This window comes from Gordonia phthalatica (assembly GCF_001305675.1).
GTDB lineage: Bacteria > Actinomycetota > Actinomycetes > Mycobacteriales > Mycobacteriaceae > Gordonia > Gordonia phthalatica.
On sequence record NZ_CP011853.1, the window covers coordinates 1380079 to 1401627 of the forward strand.

General features: G+C 68.6%; 22 protein-coding genes. 7 read left to right on the top strand and 15 right to left on the bottom strand.

Annotated elements, in window-relative coordinates; all coding sequences use genetic code 11:
* Window positions 1–11 precede the first annotated feature (11 nt).
* Entirely contained in the window at window positions 12–1082 is a 1071-nt protein-coding gene (locus ACH46_RS06455; RefSeq protein WP_062392192.1) for a YhjD/YihY/BrkB family envelope integrity protein, read from the top strand.
* 51 nt (window positions 1083–1133) lie between these two features.
* Here ACH46_RS06455 and ACH46_RS06460 read toward each other — a convergent pair whose 3' ends face one another.
* From ACH46_RS06460 to sdhC, 7 genes are all read right to left on the bottom strand, one after another.
* On the bottom strand, window positions 1134–2399 hold the full coding sequence (locus tag ACH46_RS06460; protein ID WP_062395063.1) for a D-alanyl-D-alanine carboxypeptidase family protein: 1266 nt from the start codon (window positions 2397–2399) through the stop codon (window positions 1134–1136).
* 112 nt (window positions 2400–2511) lie between these two features.
* Window positions 2512–3024 (bottom strand): hypothetical protein, encoded by a 513-nt coding sequence (locus ACH46_RS06465; protein WP_157851018.1) that lies wholly within the window; start codon window positions 3022–3024, stop codon window positions 2512–2514.
* 23 nt (window positions 3025–3047) lie between these two features.
* On the bottom strand, window positions 3048–3797 hold the full coding sequence (locus ACH46_RS06470; RefSeq protein WP_062392194.1) for a DUF4303 domain-containing protein: 750 nt from the start codon (window positions 3795–3797) through the stop codon (window positions 3048–3050).
* 83 nt (window positions 3798–3880) lie between these two features.
* The gene (locus ACH46_RS06475) at window positions 3881–4657 is read right to left on the bottom strand and encodes a succinate dehydrogenase iron-sulfur subunit (RefSeq protein ID WP_062392195.1); all 777 of its coding nucleotides are present in this window, start codon (window positions 4655–4657) and stop codon (window positions 3881–3883) included.
* Window positions 4657–6411, bottom strand: a complete 1755-nt coding sequence (gene sdhA, locus ACH46_RS06480; RefSeq protein WP_062392196.1) for a succinate dehydrogenase flavoprotein subunit — start codon at window positions 6409–6411, stop codon at window positions 4657–4659. Before sdhA ends, ACH46_RS06475 begins: the two co-directional genes overlap by 1 nt.
* A gap of 16 nt (window positions 6412–6427) precedes the next feature.
* A complete protein-coding gene (locus ACH46_RS06485) occupies window positions 6428–6859 on the bottom strand; it encodes a succinate dehydrogenase hydrophobic membrane anchor subunit (protein ID WP_062392197.1) in 432 nt (143 codons plus the stop codon).
* Between the two features lie 15 nt (window positions 6860–6874).
* Window positions 6875–7282 carry a succinate dehydrogenase, cytochrome b556 subunit gene (gene sdhC / locus ACH46_RS06490; RefSeq protein WP_082399455.1) on the bottom strand — a complete coding sequence of 136 codons (408 nt, stop codon included), beginning with the start codon at window positions 7280–7282 and terminating at the stop codon, window positions 6875–6877.
* Between the two features lie 195 nt (window positions 7283–7477).
* On the opposite strand from sdhC, the gene ACH46_RS06495 reads away from it, so the two are divergent.
* The gene (locus ACH46_RS06495) at window positions 7478–7921 is read left to right on the top strand and encodes a cytidine deaminase (RefSeq protein WP_062392199.1); all 444 of its coding nucleotides are present in this window, start codon (window positions 7478–7480) and stop codon (window positions 7919–7921) included.
* Window positions 7918–9228 (top strand): thymidine phosphorylase, encoded by a 1311-nt coding sequence (locus ACH46_RS06500; RefSeq protein WP_062392200.1) that lies wholly within the window; start codon window positions 7918–7920, stop codon window positions 9226–9228. Before ACH46_RS06495 ends, ACH46_RS06500 begins: the two co-directional genes overlap by 4 nt.
* 18 nt (window positions 9229–9246) lie before the next feature.
* Here the strand turns inward: ACH46_RS06500 and ACH46_RS06505 are convergent, their stop codons facing one another.
* Together ACH46_RS06505 and ACH46_RS06510 are read right to left on the bottom strand one after the other, a co-directional pair.
* Window positions 9247–10272 (bottom strand): glycerophosphodiester phosphodiesterase, encoded by a 1026-nt coding sequence (locus ACH46_RS06505; RefSeq protein WP_062392201.1) that lies wholly within the window; start codon window positions 10270–10272, stop codon window positions 9247–9249.
* A 78-nt stretch (window positions 10273–10350) separates the two neighbouring features.
* Window positions 10351–11187: a hypothetical protein gene (locus ACH46_RS06510; protein ID WP_157851019.1), complete on the bottom strand. Its 837-nt coding sequence runs from the start codon at window positions 11185–11187 to the stop codon at window positions 10351–10353.
* Window positions 11188–11294: 107 nt separating this feature from the next.
* Between ACH46_RS06510 and ACH46_RS06515 the strand changes: the two genes are divergently transcribed.
* The gene (locus ACH46_RS06515; protein ID WP_062392203.1) at window positions 11295–12398 is read left to right on the top strand and encodes an adenosine deaminase; all 1104 of its coding nucleotides are present in this window, start codon (window positions 11295–11297) and stop codon (window positions 12396–12398) included.
* Window positions 12399–12461: 63 nt separating this feature from the next.
* Here ACH46_RS06515 and ACH46_RS06520 read toward each other — a convergent pair whose 3' ends face one another.
* Genes ACH46_RS06520 through ACH46_RS06530 form a run of 3 tightly spaced genes read right to left on the bottom strand, consistent with a single transcriptional unit; the run spans window position 12462 to window position 15057 of the window.
* Entirely contained in the window at window positions 12462–13736 is a 1275-nt protein-coding gene (locus tag ACH46_RS06520; protein ID WP_062392204.1) for a hypothetical protein, read from the bottom strand.
* A 59-nt stretch (window positions 13737–13795) separates the two neighbouring features.
* Window positions 13796–14737 carry a C40 family peptidase gene (locus ACH46_RS06525; protein ID WP_062392205.1) on the bottom strand — a complete coding sequence of 314 codons (942 nt, stop codon included), beginning with the start codon at window positions 14735–14737 and terminating at the stop codon, window positions 13796–13798.
* On the bottom strand, window positions 14734–15057 hold the full coding sequence (locus ACH46_RS06530; RefSeq protein ID WP_062392206.1) for a type VII secretion target: 324 nt from the start codon (window positions 15055–15057) through the stop codon (window positions 14734–14736). The genes ACH46_RS06525 and ACH46_RS06530 overlap by 4 nt, the downstream gene beginning before the upstream one ends.
* Before the next feature lie 125 nt (window positions 15058–15182).
* On the opposite strand from ACH46_RS06530, the gene upp reads away from it, so the two are divergent.
* Window positions 15183–15806, top strand: coding sequence for a uracil phosphoribosyltransferase (upp, locus tag ACH46_RS06535; RefSeq protein ID WP_193392970.1), 624 nt, complete (start codon window positions 15183–15185; stop codon window positions 15804–15806).
* A gap of 101 nt (window positions 15807–15907) precedes the next feature.
* Entirely contained in the window at window positions 15908–17788 is a 1881-nt protein-coding gene (locus tag ACH46_RS06540) for an ABC transporter ATP-binding protein (RefSeq protein ID WP_193392971.1), read from the top strand.
* A 16-nt stretch (window positions 17789–17804) separates the two neighbouring features.
* On the opposite strand, the gene ACH46_RS06545 is transcribed toward ACH46_RS06540, so the two are convergent.
* The 3 genes from ACH46_RS06545 to ACH46_RS06555 are packed head-to-tail and all read right to left on the bottom strand — an operon-like array spanning window position 17805 to window position 20782.
* Window positions 17805–18431 carry a hypothetical protein gene (locus ACH46_RS06545; protein ID WP_062392209.1) on the bottom strand — a complete coding sequence of 209 codons (627 nt, stop codon included), beginning with the start codon at window positions 18429–18431 and terminating at the stop codon, window positions 17805–17807.
* Between the two features lie 16 nt (window positions 18432–18447).
* Window positions 18448–19965, bottom strand: a complete 1518-nt coding sequence (locus ACH46_RS06550) for a phospho-sugar mutase (RefSeq protein WP_062392210.1) — start codon at window positions 19963–19965, stop codon at window positions 18448–18450.
* Window positions 19966–19969: 4 nt separating this feature from the next.
* Entirely contained in the window at window positions 19970–20782 is an 813-nt protein-coding gene (locus tag ACH46_RS06555; protein ID WP_062392211.1) for a purine-nucleoside phosphorylase, read from the bottom strand.
* Between the two features lie 67 nt (window positions 20783–20849).
* On the opposite strand from ACH46_RS06555, the gene ACH46_RS06560 reads away from it, so the two are divergent.
* Window positions 20850–21545 carry an enoyl-CoA hydratase/isomerase family protein gene (locus ACH46_RS06560; protein ID WP_062392212.1) on the top strand — a complete coding sequence of 232 codons (696 nt, stop codon included), beginning with the start codon at window positions 20850–20852 and terminating at the stop codon, window positions 21543–21545.
* Window positions 21546–21549 lie beyond the last annotated feature (4 nt).

A 21549-nucleotide genomic window follows, 5' to 3' on the forward strand; every position in this document is an offset into this window, starting at 1 on the left:
GGAGGGGAACAGTGGATCGGATCAAAGAGCTCGTCGCCCGACTGAAGGCATTGTGGGAGCGACTCCTGGGACGGTCGGCTCTGCTCCGACACATTCTGGCGACGCTCGACTGGTATAACCAGCGGCGCGGCAACGCCTATGCGGCCGCGATCAGTTTCATCGGCTTCCTCTCGCTGGTGCCCATCCTGATGGTGTCGTTCGCGGTCGCCGCGTTCGTCCTGGTGTGGAATCCGAATCTCCTCACCGAGATCACGGATGCGGTCGTGGAGAACATTCCGGGTTCTCTCGGCGATCAGTTGAACGCCGTCATCGACTCGGCGATCGCCTCGCGTCGCACGGTCGGAATCATCGGTCTGATCTCCGCGGGCCTGGCCGGGATCGGCTGGATGGGTCTCATGCGCGACGGCCTCACCGAGATGTGGGGCGGCCGAGTCAAGAACAACGCGATCATGGCGAAGGTCTACGACCTCGGGTTGTTCGCGGGCATGGGACTGGTGTTCGCGGCCACCATCGCCCTGTCGGTGCTCACCTCCGGACCCATCGGTCCGCACGTCATGGACGTGGTGGGCATTCCTGAGAACGGGATGACGCTCCGTCTGCTGCGTCTGGCGACGACGTTGATCGGCATCGTCGCGACCTGGGGCCTGTTCATCATCGTGCTGGCGCGTCTCCCGCGCTGCCACGTTCCGATGCGGGCGATCGTTTGGCCGGCACTCGGCACCGCCCTGATCTTCCAGATCCTGAAATCCGTCGGGGGCATCTATCTGAAGTCGGTGATGGGCAGCCCGGCGGGTGCGGCCTTCGGTCCGATCATCGGCCTGCTGGTCTTCGCCTATCTCGCGTCGCGCATCGTGCTGTATGCGGCGGCTTTCAGTGCGGCCGATCCCAAGAACGAGGCCTACCTGATCGTCGATGAGATCGAGGATGCGGCGAAGGCCGACGAGAAGGAGCAGAAGACCGTGCTCCTGTCACCCGTGTACGAGTCGGAGCCGGACCGGCAGGCCAGGCGTCTGATCGCCGCCGCGGGTATCGGTGCCGCCGCGGCCGGTCTGGCCGGCTGGCTCGGCCGAGACCGGGACTAGCGCGTCGCCGCTTCTCTTGCTCGACCAGCAAGGGGGCCGCGGGCTGATCGGCTAGCGGCCGCGGCGGCGTTTCCGCCACAGCAGGGCGGCGAGTGCTGCACACACGGCGGCGACGCCCAGCAGCCCGAATGTCCACGCGGATCGGGGAGACACGTCGTCGTTGTGCCCATCGGCGCTGTGCGTCTCGCCGGTGGCAGGATCCACGTGGTCGGAGCCGAGCGTGCCGATCGAGACCGACTCCGGTGCGGCGAAGCCGTACTCGAACATCTTCGCAGCCTGCGTGGAGAACAGATTGTCCATCTCGTTGAGCCCGTACACCTGCACGATGACGACCGCACGACCGTCCCGCTCCGCCGCACCGACGAAGGTCTTGAGCGCGTCGTCGGTGTAGCCGGTCTTTCCGCCGAGCATGCCCGGCCAGCCGTCACGTAACAGCGTGTTGGAGGTGCCCATCGTCCACGAGGGATGATCGACGTCGCCGGGGACGTCCTTCCGTTTGGGGTACCCGGGGAACTGGTAGGTCTTCATCGAGATCATCTGCCGGAAGGTCTCGTTGCGCATGGCAGCGCGGAACAGCACCGCGAGGTCATAGGGCGATGCCGACATGCCGGGAGCGTCGAGGCCCGACGGGCTGGCGGCCCGGGTGTCCAGGGCTCCGAGGTCTGCGGCCTTCTGGTTCATCTTGTCGAGCGTCGCGTCGTAGCCGCCGAGCAGCCGCGCGAGGGCGTTGGCGCAGTCGTTGCCGGAGACCACGAGAAGACCGGTCAGCATGTCGCGGACGGTGTACTCCCCGCCGGGACCCATACCGCAGGAGTCGCCTTCCATCGACCAGTCGTTGGGCGTGGCCTCCACCGGATCGTCCAACTCCAACTCGTCGAGGGCGACGATGGCGAGGAGCACCTTGATGGTGGACGCGGGTCGGTAGCGGCCGTGCGGATCCTTGGCGGCGATGATCCGGCCGCTCTCCAGATCGGCGATGAGCCATCCCGCCGCATTGAGGCGGTCGGGGAGCGGGCCGGCCGCCGGGTCGCTGATGACACCGCATCCGGCTAGCTGTTCACCGCCGACCGGTGTCGCGGGCACCGGCAGGGGCGTCGGTGTGGTCTCGCCGGGCTGAACCACCTCGGACTCGTCGACCGCGGGTGCCGGAAGGCTCCGGTAGGGGCAGGAGTCGGTGTTCGGTGTCGGGAGCGGCGCGTGAGTGGGCGCCACACCCGGGTCGCCGGGGAATGCGTGCGCAGTCGGTGCCGCGAGGGTGGCGACCAGGCTGAACGCGGCCGCGACCGCGGCGATCCGCGTGAGGAAGGACTTGGTCATGACGGACGTCACCCTACCGTGTCGGTCATTCCGGTGATCTCGCACTACCGACGCGTACGGAGGGACCGCCCCGCGGATCCGCGCGTTTCAGAGAGCTGCGCGGGTCCGCGCATCACTCGTTGAAGATTCGACGGAGATCGCCGACGCGTGGCGTCAACGCCGGATCGTTCTCGAAGTCGTCCAGCGCTTCGGCGTACCGTTGCCGCTGCGTACCGACGAGACGGGTGAAGACCAGCGACCATGCGGCATGCCTGCGGATCGACGACCGCTCCGAGTCGAGCGCCGCGAAGTAGGTCTCGACGTCCTCGGTGCCAAGCCACTGGTTGACTCCCAGTTCGTCGAAGAGTGCCGCATTCAACTCGGGATGGCTGTGCAGGACGGTGGCGAGCGGTGCGAGGTCGACCGGAGCACTGCGGAGCGGTGCCTCGCGATGCGGCGGGGCGCAGAACGGTCGTGCGAACGCCCTCACGAAGTCGGACCGGTTCTCCTCGGGCAGGCCGCTGTAGCGGTCTGCGACCGCGTCGGTCCGGCCCATCCGGCACAGGATGCCTGCGGCTCGTGAGGCCTCGGCATCACTGTCTTCGTTCATGATCGTGGTGAGCGCGGAGATGAGGTCCGGTCGCATGACCCCGAGATCCTCGATCGTCCTCATCCACCGGTGGCGCCGGGCGAAAGTCGGACCGGGACCCACCTCGAGGCGATGCAGGAGAGCGTCCAGCACGGCGTCGGGGTGCGACTCGACGAGGGGATACAGCAGAGGCGGAGCGCTCTCCCAAGTGAGGACCGGCCTGACCGTATCGTCTTCGTCTTCGTCGGCGTCGGCGCCGATGGCGTCGAGGAGGGCCGCGATCTGCTCGTGGATGGGCAGGCTGCGATCCGGTCCCTCTCGGCTGCCTCGGCTGCCAGATGCGGGAACTCTTCAGCGAGCTGAGCCTTCGTCACGCATTTCGGAACCAATTCCTCCCCCACGTCCGCGGCGATGACCAGTGCGGTCGCGGGGATGAGGCCGTCGGCGAGCAGTGACCTGCGCGCGATCTCGCAGGCGTCGACCACGGTTGTGAAGAAGCGCGCTTCGGCCTCGTCCCAGTGTGCGCCGCGGTCACGTCCGGCGAACGCCGACAGTCTGGTGCTCCAGTCGTCGCCGACATCCGACGGATCCTGTTCGTACTCCCAGTCGTACGGTGACCAGCGCAGCTCCGGGTCGTCTGCGGCCTCGGAGTCGACACCGGACACGCCGATCATCGGCCACGAGATGGTGGCGCCGTCTGCGTAGAAGCCGTACACAGCGATCCCGTAGATCTCGCCGCCGTCGTCGTCCCGGAACTCGGTTGCGCCGTCGCGGATGCCGTCGACCAAGGCATGGAGCAGTCCGTCCCAATCGAATGTCGCCGATGTCATGAGAGCAAGACTATCGGCCGCATGCGACGAGGCCCCGGAACCGAAGTTCCGGGGCCTCGTCTGGGCTGCAGAGAAAAGTTCCTCTAGCGGGCGAACATCAGGGCGCGCTTGACTTCCTGGATCGCCTGGGTCACCTGGATGCCGCGGGGGCATGCGTCGGTGCAGTTGAAGGTGGTGCGGCAGCGCCACACGCCGTCGACGTCGTTCAGGATGTCGAGACGCTCGGAAGCGCCCTCGTCACGGCTGTCGAAGATGAAGCGGTGAGCGTTCACGATCGCGGCCGGGCCGAAGTAGGAGCCCTCGTTCCAGAACACCGGGCAGCTCGTGGTGCAGCAGGCACACAGGATGCACTTGGTGGTGTCGTCGAAACGAGCGCGGTCGGCCTGAGACTGCAGGAATTCCTTGGTCGGCTCGTGGTTCGCGCCGGTGATCAGGAACGGCTTGATCGCGCGGTAGGCGTCGAAGAACGGCTCCATGTCGACCACGAGATCCTTCTCCACCGGAAGACCCTTGATGGGCTCGATGGTGATGGTGATCTCCTTGGAGGAGTCCTTCGGCAGCAGGTCCTTCATCAGGAGCTTGCAGGCCAGGCGGTTGACGCCGTTGACACGCATCGCGTCCGAACCGCAGACGCCGTGGGCGCAGCTGCGACGGAAGGTCAGGGTGCCGTCCAGGTAACCCTTCGTGTACAGCAGAAGGGTCAGCAGGCGGTCCGACGGCAGCGCCGGGACGCGGAAGCTCTCGAAGCCCTGCGCGTCCGGGTTCTCCGGGTTGAAGCGGTAGATCTTCAGCGTGACCATCCGCGCTTCCGGCGGGACCGGGGGAGCGCCGCTGGCATTCTTCTCGATGGTGGCAGTCATCAGTACTTCCGCTCCTTCGGCTCGTAGCGAGTAATGACCACGGGCTTGTAGTCGAGCTCGATGTCCGAGATCAGACCCTTGCCCTTCTTGTAGGCCATGGTGTGGACCAGGAAGTTCGCATCGTCGCGCTTCGGGTAGTCCTCGCGTGCGTGGCCGCCGCGGGTCTCCTTACGGTTCAGGGCGCCGACGACGGTCACCTCGGCCAGTTCGAGCAGGAAGCCCAGCTCGATGGCTTCGAGGAGGTCCGAGTTGAAGCGCTTGCCCTTGTCGGTGACGGTGACGTGGTCGTAGCGCTCCTTGAGGGCGCGCACGTCGGCGAGCGCCTTCGACAGCGTCTCCTCAGTGCGGAACACGGCGGCGTTGTCGTTCATGGTCTGCTGCAGCTCGGTGCGGATGGCCATGACGTTCTCGTGACCGTGATCGCTCAACATCTGCGCGACCCAGCCCTGGACCATCTCGTCCGGGTTGTCCTCGAGCTCGACGAAGTCGGTCGAGTTCGCGTACTCGGCGGCCGAGATGCCCGCACGACGACCGAAGACGTTGATGTCGAGCAGCGAGTTGGTGCCGAGGCGGTTGGCGCCGTGCACCGACACGCAGGCGCACTCGCCCGCGGCGAACAGGCCGTGGACCACCTGGTCGTTGTTGGCGAGCACCTGACCCTGGATGTTGGTCGGGATGCCGCCCATGACGTAGTGGCACGTCGGGTAGACGGGGACCAGCTCGGTGACCGGGTCCACGCCCAGGTAGGTGCGAGCGAACTCCATGATGTCCGGGAGCTTGGCCATCAGGGTCTCCTCCGGGATGTGGCGCACATCCAGGTGGACGTAGTCCTTGTTCGGGCCGCAACCGCGGCCTTCCAGGACCTCCAGAACCATCGAGCGGGCGACGATGTCGCGCGGCGCGAGGTCCTTGATGGTCGGGGCGTAGCGCTCCATGAAGCGCTCGCCGCTCTCGTTGCGGAGGATGCCGCCCTCACCGCGGACGCCCTCGGTGATGAGGATGCCCAGCCCTGCGAGGCCTGTCGGGTGGAACTGGTGGAACTCCATGTCCTCCAGGGGCAGGCCCTTGCGGAAGATGATGCCCATGCCGTCACCGGTGAGGGTGTGGGCGTTCGAGGTCACCTTGTACATGCGGCCGCTGCCGCCGGTGGCGAAGATGATCGACTTCGCGTGGAAGACGTGGATCTCGCCGGTGGCCAGCTCGTAGCAGACGACGCCGTTGGCGACGGGCTCGCCGTTCTCGTCGGTCGTCATGTTGATGTCGAGCGCGTAGAACTCGTTGTAGAACTCGACGTTGTGCTTGACGCAGTTCTGGTACAGCGTCTGGAGGATCATGTGGCCGGTGCGGTCGGCGGCGTAGCAGGCGCGGCGGACCGGGGCCTTGCCGTGGTCACGGGTGTGACCGCCGAAACGACGCTGGTCGATGCGACCCTCGGGGGTGCGGTTGAACGGCAGACCCATCTTCTCCAGGTCGAGCACGGCGTCGATGGCCTCCTTGGCCATCAGCTCGGCTGCGTCCTGGTCGACGATGTAGTCGCCGCCCTTGACGGTGTCGTAGGTGTGCCACTCCCAGTTGTCCTCCTCGACGTTGGCGAGGGCGGCGCACATGCCGCCCTGTGCCGCGCCGGTGTGGGAGCGAGTCGGGTAGAGCTTGGTCAGAACTGCGGTGCGTGCTCGCGGCGCGGCTTCGAGGGCAGCGCGCATGCCGGCGCCGCCGGCACCGACGATGACCACGTCATAGCGATGTTCCTGCATTGGTTTCTAGTACTCCTTAGCTGGCGCTGCCGAAGGTGAGGATCGCGTAGGTGCCCAGCACGAGGATCAGGATCATCGACAGGGCGAGCAAGGTGTTCAGCCAGAAGCGGGTGGAGTCCTTGCGGGTGTAGTCGCCGATGACGGTGCGGAGGCCGTTGCCGCCGTGCAGCTGAGCCAGCCAGAGCATGGTTAGGTCCCAGACCTGCCAGAAGGGCGACTTCCAGCGGTCCGCGACGAACGAGGCGTCGATGCGGTGCACGCCGCTGTCCCACATCAACATGATGAACATGTGACCGAAGGTCAGGACGATGAGGGCGAGGCCCGAGAAGCGCATGAAGAGCCATGCGTTCTTCTCGAAGTTGCCGCGGTTGCGGGCGCGGGGGGCGTTCGGAGCGTCCAGGCTGGCGGGACGGTCGTACTCGGTGCCGAGGGTTTTGACTTCAGGCATTTTCTCTCAGCTTCCTTAGAACGCGTGCGTGATCAGGATCTGCAGCATGCGGACGGCAGACGCGATGAACACGATGGCGAAGACGGTCAGGATGGCCCACAGCATCTGGCGCTGGTACTTGGGGCCCTTGCCCCAGAAGTCGACCAGGATGATGCGGACGCCGTTGAGGGCGTGGTACAGCACGCAGAACACGAGGCCGATCTCCATGAGACCGATCAGCGGGGTCTTGTACGTGCTGATGATGTCGGTGTACGTGTCGGGGTTCACGCGGATGACCGCGGTGTCCAGCACATGCACGAACAGGAAGAAGAAAATGCTGACGCCGGTGATGCGGTGCAACACCCACGACCACATACCGGGGTCACCTCTGTAAAGAGACCGCTTGCGCACCGGTGCCGGTGCAACCTCAGTGGGGGTGCTCATCGCGAAACTACGCCTCCGTTGTCGTCGACTTGGGATCGGGTCGCAAGCGAACGCGAAGGTCGCTGCAAGACCTGATGCACCTGACTTTAAACCTAAGCTGAGTCCTGTCGTAATCTGCCCGAGCAATGTGACCAAACTCCATCTATTTAATTAGGTGTGCCTTACCTTTGGGAATTCTTTGTGAATGGAGACGCAATGAGTGACGCAATAGACTTCGACGCCTTGCGAACGGCTGCGCAACAGGCAATGACCAGCGCATATGCTCCGTACTCCCACTTCGCCGTCGGTGCGGCGGGGATCACTCCCGAAGGTGAGATCATCACCGGCGGCAATGTGGAGAACGTCTCATATGGTTTGGGCGTTTGCGCCGAGGTCTCGATGGTCTGTGCCGGCTTTTCTCGCGGTGTTCTCAGCGGTGCGGCGGCGCAGGGGCGACCGGGCATCGTGGCGGTCAGTGTCTGCGACGCCGACGGCGCCGTGTTGACCCCGTGCGGCCGCTGCCGGCAGGTGCTCCGAGAGTTCGGCGGCGACGGGCTCCTGGTCGACTCGGCGGAGGGCCCGCGGACGCTGGGGAGCCTGCTTCCCGACGCCTTCGGTCCCGACCGTCTGGCCGCCGTCCGTGGAGGCGACGACCGATGACTGCGCCCTTCGATCCCATCGGCCCGATCGTCGCGAAGAAGGACGGCGACGCCCTCTCCGACGAGCAGATCCGTGGCGTCGTGGCCGGTTTCACCGACGGCACCGTGGCACCGGAGCAGATGTCGTCACTCCTGATGGCGATCGTCCTGCGCGGGATGGACCGCCGCGAGATCGCGACGTGGACGGGAGCGATGATCGACTCGGGGATCCGCATGGACTTCTCCGGTCTGGTCCGCTCCGGCCACCGACTGCGGACCGCGGACAAGCACTCCACCGGAGGAGTCGGCGACAAGATCACGCTGCCGCTGACCCCGCTGGTCGCGTCGTTCGGCGTCGCCGTGCCGCAACTGTCCGGCCGCGGCCTCGGGCACACCGGCGGGACCCTGGACAAACTGGAGTCGATTCCCGGCTGGCGGGCGGACCTGACGGCCGATCAGATGCACCGGCAACTGGCCGAGGTCGGCGCGGTGGTGTGCGCCGCGACCGCGGACCTGGCGCCAGCGGATCGCAAGCTGTACGCGCTGCGCGATGTCACCGGCACGGTCGCGTCGATCCCGCTGATCGCCAGCAGCATCATGAGCAAGAAGATCGCCGAGGGCACCGAGTCGCTGGTCCTCGACGTGAAGGTGGGCTCGGGCGCGTTCATGAAGACCCTCGACGACGCCCGCGAGCTGGCGGAGACGATGGTCGCGCTCGGCACCGACGCCGGAGTCACGACCTCAGCGCTCCTCACCGACATGTCGACACCGCTGGGTCGCAGTGCGGGCAACGCGGTCGAGGTGACCGAGTCCCTCGACGTCCTGGCCGGCGGCGGACCGGACGACGTCGTCGAACTGACCCTGGCCTTGGCACGGGAGATGCTCGACGCGGCCGGACTGCCCGACGCCGACCCCGCCGAGCACCTGCGGAACGGTCGGGCCATGGACTCGTGGCGCGCGATGATCACCGCGCAGGGCGGCGATCCCGACGCTCCGATGCCGACCCCGAGACACCGTCACGACGTCCTCGCCGACGACGATGGGCGACTCGCTGAGCTGGATGCGCTCGCGGTCGGGCAGGCGGCGTGGCTGCTCGGCGCCGGCCGGAGCAGGCCCGGGGAGAGCGTGTCGGCGACCGCAGGGGTCACCTGGCATGCGGCGTTCGGCGACCCGGTTCGGCGGGGGCAACCGCTGCTGACCCTGCACACTGACGACGAGACTCGGATCCCGGCTGCCCTGGCCGCACTCGACGGCGCCGTCGGCATCGAGAGCGCCGTCGGACGGCCCGGGTCGCGTGTGCTCGCTCGGGTGGGGCCGAGCAGAGCTTGAGGACCGGGCTCAGGTGCGTTACGAGCGCTGGAACGCCTGGGGCAGTGGTCGACCGTCGGTGGCGAGGACCTTCCGCAGGCGCGTCGGGTAGTCGGTGATGATCCCGTCGACTCCCGCGGCCAGCTGGGCGCGCATGTCACCGACCTCGTTGACGGTCCACGGCACCACCCGCAGTCCCGCGGCGTGCGCGCGGGAGATGAGCGTTGCGTCGGACATGGCGAACGCGGGCGACAGGATGTCGAATCCCGCGCTCTTCGCGGCGGCGACCACGTCGCCGTCGAACTGCTCGTAGGAGACCGGTCCGAGCCACTGCGACCGCGGCTTCCACGTGGTCTCGTCGTAGAGCGCCACCAGCGGAATGCCCGGTGCCTGCGCCCGCACCAGCGGCAGGCTGCGCCAGTCGAAGCTCTGGATCTCGACGCGCTGAGTGAGGCCCGCGCGGCGGACCTCGCGCAGGATGGTGTCGACGAACTGCTGGGGCGACGCGCTTCGGGACCGCTTCTCGGCCTCGATCTTGGTCTCGATGTTGAACCGCACCGTGTTGCCGGGATAGTCGGCGGCCAACCCGAAGACCTGGGGGAGGGTGGCGATCCGGTTGCCGATCACCGGCTTCGCGTTGGGGAAGTCCTTCAGCGGAACATCGCAGGCCAGTGTCTGGATCTGCTTGTAGGTCAGATCGTGGACGTCCTTGCCGACGTACGGGAACTGCTTGTCGCCCAGCGACGCAGGCAGCGTGTCGCGGCACTTCTCCGCCTGAATCTCCGGATCGTGCCACACCAGCGGCACACCGTCGCGCGTCAGGACGACGTCGAGTTCCAGCGTGGTGACGCCGAGTTCGATCGATCGTGCGAATCCGTACAGCGACTCCTCCGTGTGCTCACCGCGTCCGCCGCGGTGCGACTGGAGATCGATGGCGGGCTTGCCTGCCTTCGGGGAGTTCGGTGCAGCGTCCACGGTTCCGATGATGCCGGGTGCGGCGACGGCGCCGACGGCCATCGCGGCGACCGCGGCCGACACGAGGAGACGGGAGAAACGGGTACTCATGCCGCGCAGCGTAAGTCTGCCGGATGGACGTGCGGTGACGTGGAGGTGGCCGCGACGGGAACGCTCGGACCGGACCGCTCAGACCGGGGCTGCGGGGTGGGTTTCGGCGGCGACCGGATGCCCCATCAACGACCGGAAGCAGTACAGCGTCAGCAGTCCGGCCAGCGGCGCGGTCACCACCGCGCCGTAGACGAACAGCAGCAGCCCGACGATCACGAGGAGCAGAGACGTCAGATAGACGGCGACCGTCGCTCGGACGTCGGCGGCGGTCAGTCGGAGTCCCGACGCCACCGCGGTACCGACGGGGGCGTGCGCGTCGGCGGCGAAGTACGCGATCCAGGCGATCGGCAGCCCGATCACGATCGTCACGGCGCCGGCGATCCACGGCAGGTGCAGTCCGTACGTGAACGCCGTCTGCACGAGCGCCGCGACGAGTCCGACGAGGAGGTGGATCGCGGCGATCGACTTCACGGCGCGGAAGTGGAAGAAGTCGCCGACCCGTGCCTGATGGCCGTCGGCGATCGTGACCAGTCCGTTCAGCCAGCAGGAGGCCGGGACGGCGGCGATCAGCAGCAGCATCATCGCCATCACCATGACGATGGCGAACTGCCCACCGGGGCTCTCGTGAGCCGCACTGATGGCGATGATGTAGGTCAGGACGATGACCGTGTAGAAGGTGATGAATGCTGCGGTCAGAATCGCGATCCACGCGATGGCGGCACCGACGACGACGCCGGCGTTCGGGGTGAATCTCGCCCACGCCCACCGCAGACCCGCACCGATCGACGGTGGGTTCGGCGGCACCGCGGTGGGAGGCCCGTACCCGGGGTCGCCCGGCTGAGGCGCGGGTCCGGAGGTCGGTGCGACACCGTGCTCCCCGGCGGGCTGCGGCGGTCGCTCAGCTGACTCGGTCATGGCGGCCATCTTGCCCGAGCCGTCGCCGATCCGCGGTGAGCGCACCGGCCGGGCGGCGTGGAATCAGTCGATCAGCAGACGGCCCCGAATCGCGTTACCTTCGGGGCATGATCAGCATCGAGCAGTGCCGACTGGCCCCCAAGGTCCTTCTCCACGACCACCTCGACGGCGGGCTGCGGCCGTTGACGATCCTCGATCTGGCCCGCGAGATCGGATACGACCGGCTGCCCGCGGACACGTCCGACGAACTCGGCGTCTGGTTCGCGACCGCCGCCGACAGCGGCTCGCTGGAACGCTACCTGGAGACCTTCGCGCACACCGTCGCGGTGATGCAGACCGCGTCCGCACTGGAACGCGTGGCGCGCGAGGCGGTGGAGGACCTGTGGGCCGACGGGGTCGCCTACGCCGAGATCCGCTTCGCTCCCGAACTGCACCTGGAGCGGGGCCTGTCGTTGGAGGAGGTCGTCGAAGCGGTGCTGCGCGGCTTCGCGGCGGGAGAGGCCGCTGCCTCCGACAACGGTCGGCCGATCGTCGTGCGCTGCCTCGTCACCGCGATGCGACACGCCGCGCGGTCGCGGGAGATCGCCGAGCTGGCCGTCGCCTACCGCGAGCGCGGCGTGGTCGGCTTCGACATCGCGGGAGCCGAGGCGGGCAACCCGCCGAGCAGGCATCTGGACGCGTTCGAGTACATGCGCGGGCAGTGCGCGCACTTCACCATCCACGCGGGCGAGGCCTTCGGGCTGCCGTCCATCCACGAGGCCGTCGCGTTCTGCGGCACCGATCGCCTGGGGCACGGCGTCCGCGTCATCGACGACATCGTGCTGCCCGACGGCGCCACCCCGGCGGATCCGGCGTTCGACGGCGCCGAGCTCGGCAAGATCGCGAACTACGTGCGCGACAAGCGGATCCCGCTCGAACTGTGTCCCAGCAGCAATGTGCAGACCGGTGCGGTCGCGTCGCTGGCCGAGCACCCGTTCAACATCCTCGCCAAGCTCCGGTTCCGCGTCACCGTCAACACCGACAACCGGTTGATGAGCGACACCACCATGAGCCGCGAGTTCATGGTTCTGCACCGCCAGTTCGGCTACGGCTGGGTGGACTTCGAACGGTTCACCGTCAACGCCATGAAGTCGGCGTTCATCCCTTTCCCCGACCGGCTCCGCCTGATCGACGACGTCATCAAGCCGGGCTTCGCAGTGCTCATGGGCTGAACGGACCGATGCCCGGCACTCGATCGACGAGTGCCGGGCATCGGGGGTTCGGAGGAACCGGTGTCAGCCGCGCTTGATCAGCCGGTCCTCGAAGTCGTGGACCAGCGCGCGCCAGACCTCGGCCTCGTTGTCGAACGGACCCGACGGCGCCAGCCGCTTGGGGTCCGGGTTGATGGCGTAATCCACGAACCAGCCGAGCGGTGTCGTCGTCGCGAGCGCCTCGTTCACGGTGTCGATGCCCGCGTAGTCGGCGGCGTCGGTGAGCAGTTCGACGGCTAGATCGAGCTGGCGACTGTCGATGCGGCGCGGGCCGTCGAGGATGTCCTCGTTCAGTCCCTGCAGCGCGTACACGTTCTCGGGGAGGACGTCGTACTCGAGGTCGTTGGTGTCGGCGGCGGCCTGGACGTCGTCGAAGGTCGACAGCTTCACCAGGTCGTGGTCGTCGTTGTCGGCGAGGAAGCGGGTGAGCGCGCGCTCGGAGCCGAATCCGTAGATGGTGCCCTTGCGACCCAGGAACAGCGGGTCGTCGCCCAGGTAGCAGCGCAGGGTCAGGAACTCGCCGCCGTCGGTGTAGATGCGGATCGGGTCGATGCCGACACCGGCCCAGAAGTCGTCCTCGTCGACCTCGTCCTCATCGTCGTCCTCGTCAGCGGCGTCGTCGTCCTCGTCGCCCTCCTCGTCGGACTCGTGCAACGGATCGACGGCGTCGAACTCCGGCTCGTCCTCGTCCTCGGCGGATGCCGCGGCGGCCAACTCGTCCTCCGCCGCCTCGGCGGCCTCAGCGTCGACCTTCGGGACGCTGATGACATCGTCGAGCGCGTCGATGACGTCGTCCCAGTGCTTGGCGATCAGACGCCCGATGCGAACCCACCGGTCCACGCCGTCGCGGCCGTGGAAGTTGGTGGTGCCGACGGTCACGGCGCCCAGGATCGGGTTGCCGTTGAAGAACTTGGTGACGGGGGTCAGCTCGCAGACCTCGCCGATGATGCGCACGATCTCGAGGGCATCCTCGAGTTCGGCGAGCACCTCGGGCTTGGGGTCCTCAGCGGCCAGTTCGGGCACGCCGATGAGGTCGTAGCTGTGCTTGTCGTCGGGGACCAGTTCGACGGCCTGGACCTGCTTGATGGTCTCCCATGCGGGGTGATCGGCGAGGTCGTTGTCGTCGTTGGTCCGCACGAATGCGGCCAGGTCAGCGACACTGTTCAACGCATAAAGGTCTTCGTCCAGACCGAGGAACGCCTCCCACTCATCGTCACCCTCGCGCCAGCGCGGCGCCCAGAGGGTGAAGAGGTTTCCTTCGGTCAGTCCGAGTTCGATGGGAACGATGTCTCCGGCCATGGTCACCCAGCCTAATCAAGATCGTCGGTGCGTGCTGCACGGGGAGGTGGTTGGACCGCTCACCGGGGACGGTAGAAGCCCTCGAAGGTCTGACCGGCGTTGGTGGTTCGCAGTGGATTCACGCCCACCGGGTCGCCGCCGGTCTCGACCATCTGCCCGTTTCCGATGTACATCGCGACGTGTCCCGACCAGACGGCGAGGTCGCCGGGCAGCAGGTCGGCCTGAGACACCCGGAAGCCCGCGGTGTCCTGATCCTGCGCCAGGCGGGGTAGTTCCAGACCCGCCTGTCGGTAGGCCCACTGGGTGAAGCCGCTGCAGTCGAAGCCGTCGGTGGTGGTCCCGCCCCACACGTACGGCGTCCCCTGGCGGCTCAGTGCGGCGCGCACCGCTTTCGCCGCCCGCTCATTCGGGGCGTACGCGATCGATCCGTCGGGCAGGCGGATCGGCACCTTCCCGGCCGCAGTCGATGCGGGGAGCGGCTCGCCGGCCGTCGGCGACGCTCCGGTGATCGCGGGCGCCTGATGCCTGCCGAGCCGGGCGGACTCGCCGGACAGCTCGGCCTGGGCGCGCTGGACGACGGCCACTCCGCGTGCCAGGTGGCTCATCGCCAGCGGCACCAGGGCCGCCAGTCCGGCGGGCGTCGCGATCGCCGGGACCGTCGCGGCGGCTGCGACGAACGACTCGACCAGGGCGTTGAGTTCGGTGTTCGCGGTCTTCACGTGCCCTGCGGCCGCCTCGATCACCGCGGCGATCTCCGTACCCGCTGTACCGACCTCGCTGTCGACCGTCGTCAGCGTCCGAATGGTGTCGGCGGCGCCGTCGCCGCCGACACCCCGCCACCCGCCGGCGATGGCCGAGGAGCTCTTGGCCGACAGCGCGGCGGAGCGGTCGAGTGCGGCGCGAGTGTCGGTGTACGCCGCGGTGGCACCGGGTGGCAGGACACCCGTCCCCAGCGTCGCGACGAGGGCCTTCAACGGGGCGATCAGCAGGGCCGCGCTCACGCCGGCACTCCCGCGAGGTCGGCGCCGCCGTCGGCATCGCAGCACTCGTACGCGGCGGCTGCCGCCGCGGTGCGGGCGGCCGTCGACGCATGCCGGGAGGCGAGGGCGTCGAGCGACGCGGTGCGCGCCGCGCCGACCCCGTTCAACGCCGCGAGGAAGCCCGCTCCGATCAGCCCGAATGTCGGGAGGAGCGCGGCGGTGTCTACTCGCTCCGCCACCGAGCGGGCGGCGACGCCGCCCGCGGCGGACGCCTGAGTGGACACGACGGTGCTCGCGGCGGCGGGATCGACGGTGACTGAAGTTCCTGTTTGTCCGTTCATACTTGATTGGACGCAGCAGACGCCGGTTCGGTTCCCTCGTCGACGACTCGGCGTGTCACGCCCCCGGCTGTCATTACGATGAGCGCATGAGCGCACCTGCCGAATCGGGACAGCACACCGCCGGACTGGACGTCACCGTCGTCGATCATCCGCTGACCCGGGCCTGGCTGGGTGTGCTGCGGGACGAGACGACGCCCAATCCTGCCTTCCGGAACGCTCTTGCGCGGCTGGCGACAATGCTGGTGTACGAGGCCTTCGCCGACGCACCCGAGGAGCCGGTGGCGGTGACGACACCGGTGGGGACCGCACCCTGCACCCGGCTGGTGTCACCGCCGCTGTTCGTCCCGGTGCTGCGCGCGGGGCTCGGGATGCTCGACGCCGCCCTCTCCGCCGTCCCGGACGCGGGGATCGGCTTCATCGGCGTGGCCCGCGACGAGCAGACCGCGCTGCCCGTCGAATACCTCGCATCGCTGCCGCAGGATTTGAGCGGACGGTCGGTGTGTGTCCTGGACCCCATGCTCGCCACCGGCGGTTCACTCCTGCACGCCCTGGACCTGATCATGGCTCGCGGGGCAACCGACGTGACCGCGGTCTGCGTCGTCGGCGCACCGGAAGGCGTTGCGGCGCTGCGCGACTGGGGGAAGCCGCTGAAGCTGGTGATCGGCGCCGTCGACGAGTGTCTCAACGAGGCGAAGTTCATCGTCCCGGGCCTCGGCGACGCAGGCGATCGGCAGTTCGGACCGCGGTGAGACCGATACCTCACTTGACATGAAGTTCACTTGATGAAGTGAAGTCGAGGCATGAACCGATACGAGACCACTGACTGTGAGCGAGGTGATCGCCGGTGAGCATGGAATCAGTGGCGTGGGACGTCATGTACAAGTCGATGCACGCCTCGGACCCCCGGGCCGCGCGCGCCGACCGGAAGGTCACCCTCCGTCGGATCGGCGGCTTCGCGAAACCGCATCGGCGGCGGATCGTGGTCTTTCTGCTCCTGTCGATCGCCACCGCCGTCCTCACCGTGGTCACGCCGCTCCTGGCCGGTCGCGTCGTCAACCTCATCAACTCCGAGAGCCCGTCCGCGGGCCGTGAGATCGTGATCCTGGCGCTGGTGATCGCACTGATCGCCGTCGCGGAGGCCGGGGCGTCGGTCGGGACCCGGTGGTTGTCGGCGAACATCGGTGAGGGCCTCATCTACGACCTCCGCCGTGCCGTGTTCGACCACGTGCAGAAGATGCCGGTCGCCTTCTTCACCCGTACTCGCACGGGCGCGCTGGTGAGCCGACTCAACAATGATGTGATCGGCGCGCAGCGGGCGTTCAGCGACACCCTCTCCGGCGTCGTCTCGAACCTGGTGACCCTGGTCCTGACGCTCGGCGTGATGACCGCGCTGAGCTGGCAGATCACCCTGTTGACGCTGATCCTGCTGCCGGTGTTCGTGATCCCCGCGCGTCGCATGGGTCGGCGGATGGCGGGGCTGGCACGCGAAGGCGCCGACCACAACGCTCGGATGTCGACCCAGATGACCGAGCGGTTCTCCGCACCCGGCGCCACGCTCGTCAAACTGTTCGGCCGACCGAAGACCGAGTCGAAGGAGTTCGCCGACCGCGCCGACGCCGTCCGCGACATCGGGGTGCGGCAGGCGATGCTCCAGAACTACTTCTTCACCGCCCTCATGCTGGTGTCCGCGCTCGCATTGGCCCTGGTCTACGGACTCGGCGGGTGGCTGGCCGTGCATCAGCACCTGTCGGCCGGTGCCGTCGTCTCGCTGGCGCTGCTGCTGACCCGCATGTACGCGCCGCTCACCGCACTGGCCAACGCCCGCGTCGAGGTGATGAGCGCGCTGGTCAGCTTCGAGCGGGTCTTCGAGGTCCTCGACCTGCCGCCGCTGATCGTCGACCGCGTCGACGCCCGCGCGGTTCCCGGCGCGGAGCACGGCGTCGGCGTGCGATTCGACGACGTGTCCTTCGCCTACCCGGCCGCCGACAAGGTGTCGTTGGCCTCGCTGGAGGAGGTGGCCCAACTCGATTCCCGCGGCGGCAGCACGGTGCTGCATCACGTCGACCTCGACGTGGCGGCGGGGTCCATGGTCGCGCTGGTCGGCAGCTCCGGTGCGGGCAAATCGACCATCGCCTCCCTCGCCACGCGTCTCTACGACGTCGACGACGGCAGCGTCTCCCTGAACGGAGTGGACGTCCGCGACCTCACCGCGGAGTCCGTGCACCGGACGGTGGGCCTGGTGACGCAGGACGGGCACCTGTTCCACGACACCGTCGGCGCCAACCTGCGTCTGGCACGGCCCGGCGCATCCGACGGCGAGCTGTGGGAGGCGCTCAGCCGGGCTCGCCTCGACGAACTGGTGCGATCACTGCCCAACGGCCTGGACACGGTGGTCGGGGAGCGCGGCTACCGCCTGTCCGGCGGTGAGCGGCAACGCCTGACGATCGCTCGCCTGCTGCTCGCGAAGCCGTCGGTGGTGATCCTCGACGAGGCCACCGCGCACCTGGATTCGACATCGGAGGCGGCGGTCTCGGAAGCCCTAGCCGAAGCGCTCGCCGGGCGGACCTCACTGGTGATCGCACACCGGTTGTCGACGGTGCGGGCCGCCGACGAGATCGTCGTGTTGGAGGCGGGTCGGGTGGTGGAACGCGGTGACCACGACACCCTGCTGGCGCTCGACGGACGCTATGCGGAGCTGTACCGGACGCAGTTCGCGACCGCGCAGCACTGAACCGGACGGGCCCGGCTCAGTTCACCCAGCTCGCGATCATCGGCTCCTGCGACAGCACCGTCCCGTTCTGACGGATGATCAGCGAGCTCGGGCTCACCACGTATTCGACACCCTTGTTGGTGGCGACGAAGGTGTCGCCGCTGCGCACCGGGTAGCCGATCTCGATGTCATTGCCGCCGGCGGCACCCTTGTAGTAGTAGCGCCCGGCCTGAGTGCCGACCTGACAGATCACCACCCGGGACCGGTTGGTGACGCCGACGAAGACCGCGTCGTCGCCCGCTGCATTGCAGCGGGGACCGTCGGTGAAGCCCTGGCGGTCGGCGCCGGGCACGGTGACCGGACTCGACCCGGAGTCGGTGGTGGTCGGTGCCGTCGGGGTGGGCTGCTCGGTGGGCTCCGGGGTGGCCGTCGTCGTCGGGTGAATCGTCTCGGTGACGGTGCTCTGGGGCGGTACCTCCGGGGAACTCGACGATGCGGTCGACGACGACTTGCCGTGCGAATACACGAGAGCGGCAGTGACCCCGCCGATCAGGAGCAACAGGCCCGCGACGATCGCGATGATCACCGGTGTCGACGACCACGGCGACTGCTGGTGCGGCGGGCCTCCCATCGACGGGTGGTCCGGACCCTGCTGGTAGGCCATCGGTCGGTTCCTCCCCTCACACGCCTGCCGGAAGCTCCGCCAGGATCTGCGTCAGCACCTCCGACAGTGCTCGTCGCGTGCTGCTGACGCTACCCGGTGACGGCGGTGCGCTCACCTGCCCGTAGTACTTCAGTTTCGGCTCGGTGCCGCTGGGTCGGGCGAATACGCGCACGGCCACGCCGTCGTCGCGGGTGCCCGTCAGTTCGACGCCGTCGGTCTGCAGGGCGTCGTCCCGGGCGAGGTAGTCGACGGCCCGCACCGGGATCCCGGCGAGCGTCGCCGGGGGAGTGCGGCGGAGGTCGGTCATGAGGCCGGTCATCAGGCGCGGGTCGGTCAGCCGCAGGCTGCGGCCGGCCGTGACGTGCACTCCGTTCTCTTCCTGCAGGTCGTCGAGCGCGGCGAGCAGCCCGCCGCGGCCGGCCCACTCCGACGCCAGGCTCGCGCAGGCGATGGCGGCGCTGATGCCGTCCTTGTCGCGCACTGCGTCCGGGTCGACGCAGTGTCCGAGCGCCTCCTCGTAGGCGTAGGAGAGGGGTTCGCCCGCGCGGACCAGCCACTTGAAGCCGGTCAGGGTGCGCAGCGAACGCGCGCCCCGGCGGCGGGCGGCGGCGTCGAACAGGGTGCCGGAGACGATGGAACTCGCCACCACCGGTGTCGGTGCACCCGCCGGACGGTGGTCGAGCACCCACGTCCCCAGGAGTGCGCCGGTCTCATCGCCGGTCAGCATCCGCCACCCTCGGTCATCGTCGCATGCACCCACCGCGCAGCGGTCGGCGTCAGGGTCGAGCGCGATCGCCAGGTCGGCGTCGACGTCGGCGGCGAGCGCCAGCAGCAGGTCGGTGGCACCCGGCTCCTCCGGATTGGGGAACGCGACGGTGGGGAAGTCGGGATCGGGCGCGAACTGCTCGGCGACCACGTGGACATCGTCGAAGCCGGCTCGGCGCAGGGCCTCGACGGCGAGGGCACCGCCCACCCCGTGCATCGGCGTCAGCGCGATCCGCAGCGGTCTTCGAGGCGCGCCGGAGAATCGGACGGCCAGCCGGGCCAGATAGGTCTCGACGACGGCACCGGCGCGGGCGTCGGGAACGACGGCGACGCGCGGGATCTGCGCGGCGTCGCCGGTGGCGGCGATCGCGGCCTCGATCTCCCGGTCCGCGGGGCCGATCAACTGGCTGCCGTGCTCGAGGTACACCTTGTAGCCGTTGTCGCGCGGCGGATTGTGCGACGCCGTCACCATCACGCCGGCAGCCGCGCCGAAGTGCCGGGTCGCGAACGCGACGAGCGGCGTGGGACCCGGTTCGGGGAGTGCGATCACGTCGAATCCCTTGGCCGTCAGGACTTCTCGGGCAGCGATCGCGAACTCCTCCGAGCCGTGACGGGCGTCGCGGCCGACGACGACCGTCCCGCCGGCGCGACCGTTCGCGAGGAGCCAGTCGGCGAGTCCGGCGGTGGCGCGGGTGACGGTCTCGACGTTCATGCCGTCCGGACCGTCCTGAACGGGGCCGCGCAGCCCGGCGGTGCCGAAGGTCAGCACGCGGTCACCGCGCCGCGAGCGCGGTGACGACGCTGCGCAGCAGCGCGCCCATGCGTTCAGCGGAGTCGCGCCCGACGGCGAGCACCTCGGCGTGGTCGAGCGGCTCGCCGGTGATGCCTGCCGCCAGGTTCGTCACCAGCGAGAGCCCGAGGACGTCGAGTCCGGCGGCCCGTGCCGCGATGGTCTCGTGAACCGTCGACATGCCGACCAAGTCGGCGCCCAGCACGCCCAGCATCCGGATCTCGGCGGGCGTCTCGTACTGCGGTCCGGGGAGTCCGGCGTACACGCCCTCGGCGAGGTCCGGGTCCACGCTGCGCGCGGCGTCGCGCAGGGTCGGGCTGTAGGCGTCGACCATGTTGACGAAGTGCGCGCCGTCGAGCGGCGAGCGGCCGGTCAGATTGATCTGGTCGGAGATCAGGACGGGCTGTCCCACCTGCAGTCCCGGCCGGATGCCGCCCGCGGCGTTGGTCAGCACCACCGTCCCGACGCCGGCCGCCGCTGCGGTGCGGACGGGGTGGACGACGCGGGCGAGGGGATGACCCTCGTAGGCGTGGATGCGGCCGAGCAGAACCAGGATGCGGGTGTCGCCGACCAGGATGGACTGCACCGTCCCCGCGTGGCCCTGGGCCGACGGGGTTCCGAAGCCGGGGATCTCCGCCATCGGCAACTGGGCCGTCGGTTCGCCGATCGCGCCGGCGGCGGGCGCCCATCCGGAACCGAGGACGACGGCCACATCGTGTCGGTCGCAATCGGTCTGGGCGGCAATGACGGAGGCGGCCGCGGCGGCTGCCGCGGCGTGATCGGCGGTCGGATCCATGGCACAACCATAGGTGGGTTCACCCGTGCCTGCTCCTCCGGAGGGACGCGGCGATAAGGTTTCTGCCATGCCGTACTTGACAGTCACCGACGACGCCGCCGAGCTCTACCTGGGTACCGAGGGCGTCGAGCTCGACGAGAAGAACCCGGAGAACCGGTTCGGCCGCGAATGGATGGCGAAGGTCGCCGATCTGACCGACGAGGCCATCGCAGCCAAGAAGCCGCTCATCATCAGCGCCACCGGCAAGTTCTTCACCAACGGGCTCGACACCGACTACATCTTCTCGGGTGCCGAGCCGCTGCCCACGTACCTCGACGCCGTGCACGCGCTGTACGCCAAGGTGGTGACGGCGGCCACCCCGACCATCGCCGCCATCAACGGCCACGCCTTCGGTGCCGGCGCGATGCTGGCCCTGTGCGCCGACTACCGGATCATGCGCGCCGACCGCGGCTTCTGGTCGCTGCCCGAGGCCGCGCTGAACATGCCCTTCCCGCGCGGCATGGCCGGTCTGCTCCGCACCCGGATCCCCGATGCGACGCTCACCGAGGCGATGCTGACCTCGCGCCGCTACGGTGCCGCGGACGCCGTCGCCGGCGGCATCATCGAGGAGGCCGTCGACGCCGACCGCCTGCTGGAGCGTGCCCGCGAGGTGGCCCGCGAGCGTGCGTCGTTCGCCGGCGACAACCTCGGCGCCGTCAAACGCGCGCTGCGACTGCCGCTGCTGGAGGACCTCAACGCGCCGACACCGGCCACCCTGCTGTGAGTTC

Bases quoted from the DNA above. Each gene is read 5' to 3' on its own strand.
- ACH46_RS06485 (WP_062392197.1), bottom strand. From the start codon at position 6,859: ATGCCTGAAGTCAAAACCCTCGGCACCGAGTACGACCGTCCCGCCAGC.
- ACH46_RS06495 (WP_062392199.1), top strand. From the start codon at position 7,478: ATGAGTGACGCAATAGACTTCGACGCCTTGCGAACGGCTGCGCAACAG.
- ACH46_RS06470 (WP_062392194.1), bottom strand. From the start codon at position 3,797: ATGACATCGGCGACATTCGATTGGGACGGACTGCTCCATGCCTTGGTC.
- ACH46_RS06545 (WP_062392209.1), bottom strand. From the start codon at position 18,431: ATGGCCTACCAGCAGGGTCCGGACCACCCGTCGATGGGAGGCCCGCCG.
- ACH46_RS06500 (WP_062392200.1), top strand. From the start codon at position 7,918: ATGACTGCGCCCTTCGATCCCATCGGCCCGATCGTCGCGAAGAAGGAC.
- ACH46_RS06560 (WP_062392212.1), top strand. From the start codon at position 20,850: ATGCCGTACTTGACAGTCACCGACGACGCCGCCGAGCTCTACCTGGGT.
- ACH46_RS06510 (WP_157851019.1), bottom strand. From the start codon at position 11,187: ATGACCGAGTCAGCTGAGCGACCGCCGCAGCCCGCCGGGGAGCACGGT.
- sdhA (WP_062392196.1), bottom strand. From the start codon at position 6,411: ATGCAGGAACATCGCTATGACGTGGTCATCGTCGGTGCCGGCGGCGCC.
- ACH46_RS06460 (WP_062395063.1), bottom strand. From the start codon at position 2,399: ATGACCAAGTCCTTCCTCACGCGGATCGCCGCGGTCGCGGCCGCGTTC.
- ACH46_RS06505 (WP_062392201.1), bottom strand. From the start codon at position 10,272: ATGAGTACCCGTTTCTCCCGTCTCCTCGTGTCGGCCGCGGTCGCCGCG.
- ACH46_RS06530 (WP_062392206.1), bottom strand. From the start codon at position 15,057: ATGAACGGACAAACAGGAACTTCAGTCACCGTCGATCCCGCCGCCGCG.
- ACH46_RS06515 (WP_062392203.1), top strand. From the start codon at position 11,295: ATGATCAGCATCGAGCAGTGCCGACTGGCCCCCAAGGTCCTTCTCCAC.
- ACH46_RS06540 (WP_193392971.1), top strand. From the start codon at position 15,908: ATGGAATCAGTGGCGTGGGACGTCATGTACAAGTCGATGCACGCCTCG.
- ACH46_RS06555 (WP_062392211.1), bottom strand. From the start codon at position 20,782: ATGGATCCGACCGCCGATCACGCCGCGGCAGCCGCCGCGGCCGCCTCC.
- ACH46_RS06520 (WP_062392204.1), bottom strand. From the start codon at position 13,736: ATGGCCGGAGACATCGTTCCCATCGAACTCGGACTGACCGAAGGAAAC.
- ACH46_RS06475 (WP_062392195.1), bottom strand. From the start codon at position 4,657: ATGACTGCCACCATCGAGAAGAATGCCAGCGGCGCTCCCCCGGTCCCG.
- ACH46_RS06465 (WP_157851018.1), bottom strand. From the start codon at position 3,024: ATGCGACCGGACCTCATCTCCGCGCTCACCACGATCATGAACGAAGAC.
- sdhC (WP_082399455.1), bottom strand. From the start codon at position 7,282: ATGAGCACCCCCACTGAGGTTGCACCGGCACCGGTGCGCAAGCGGTCT.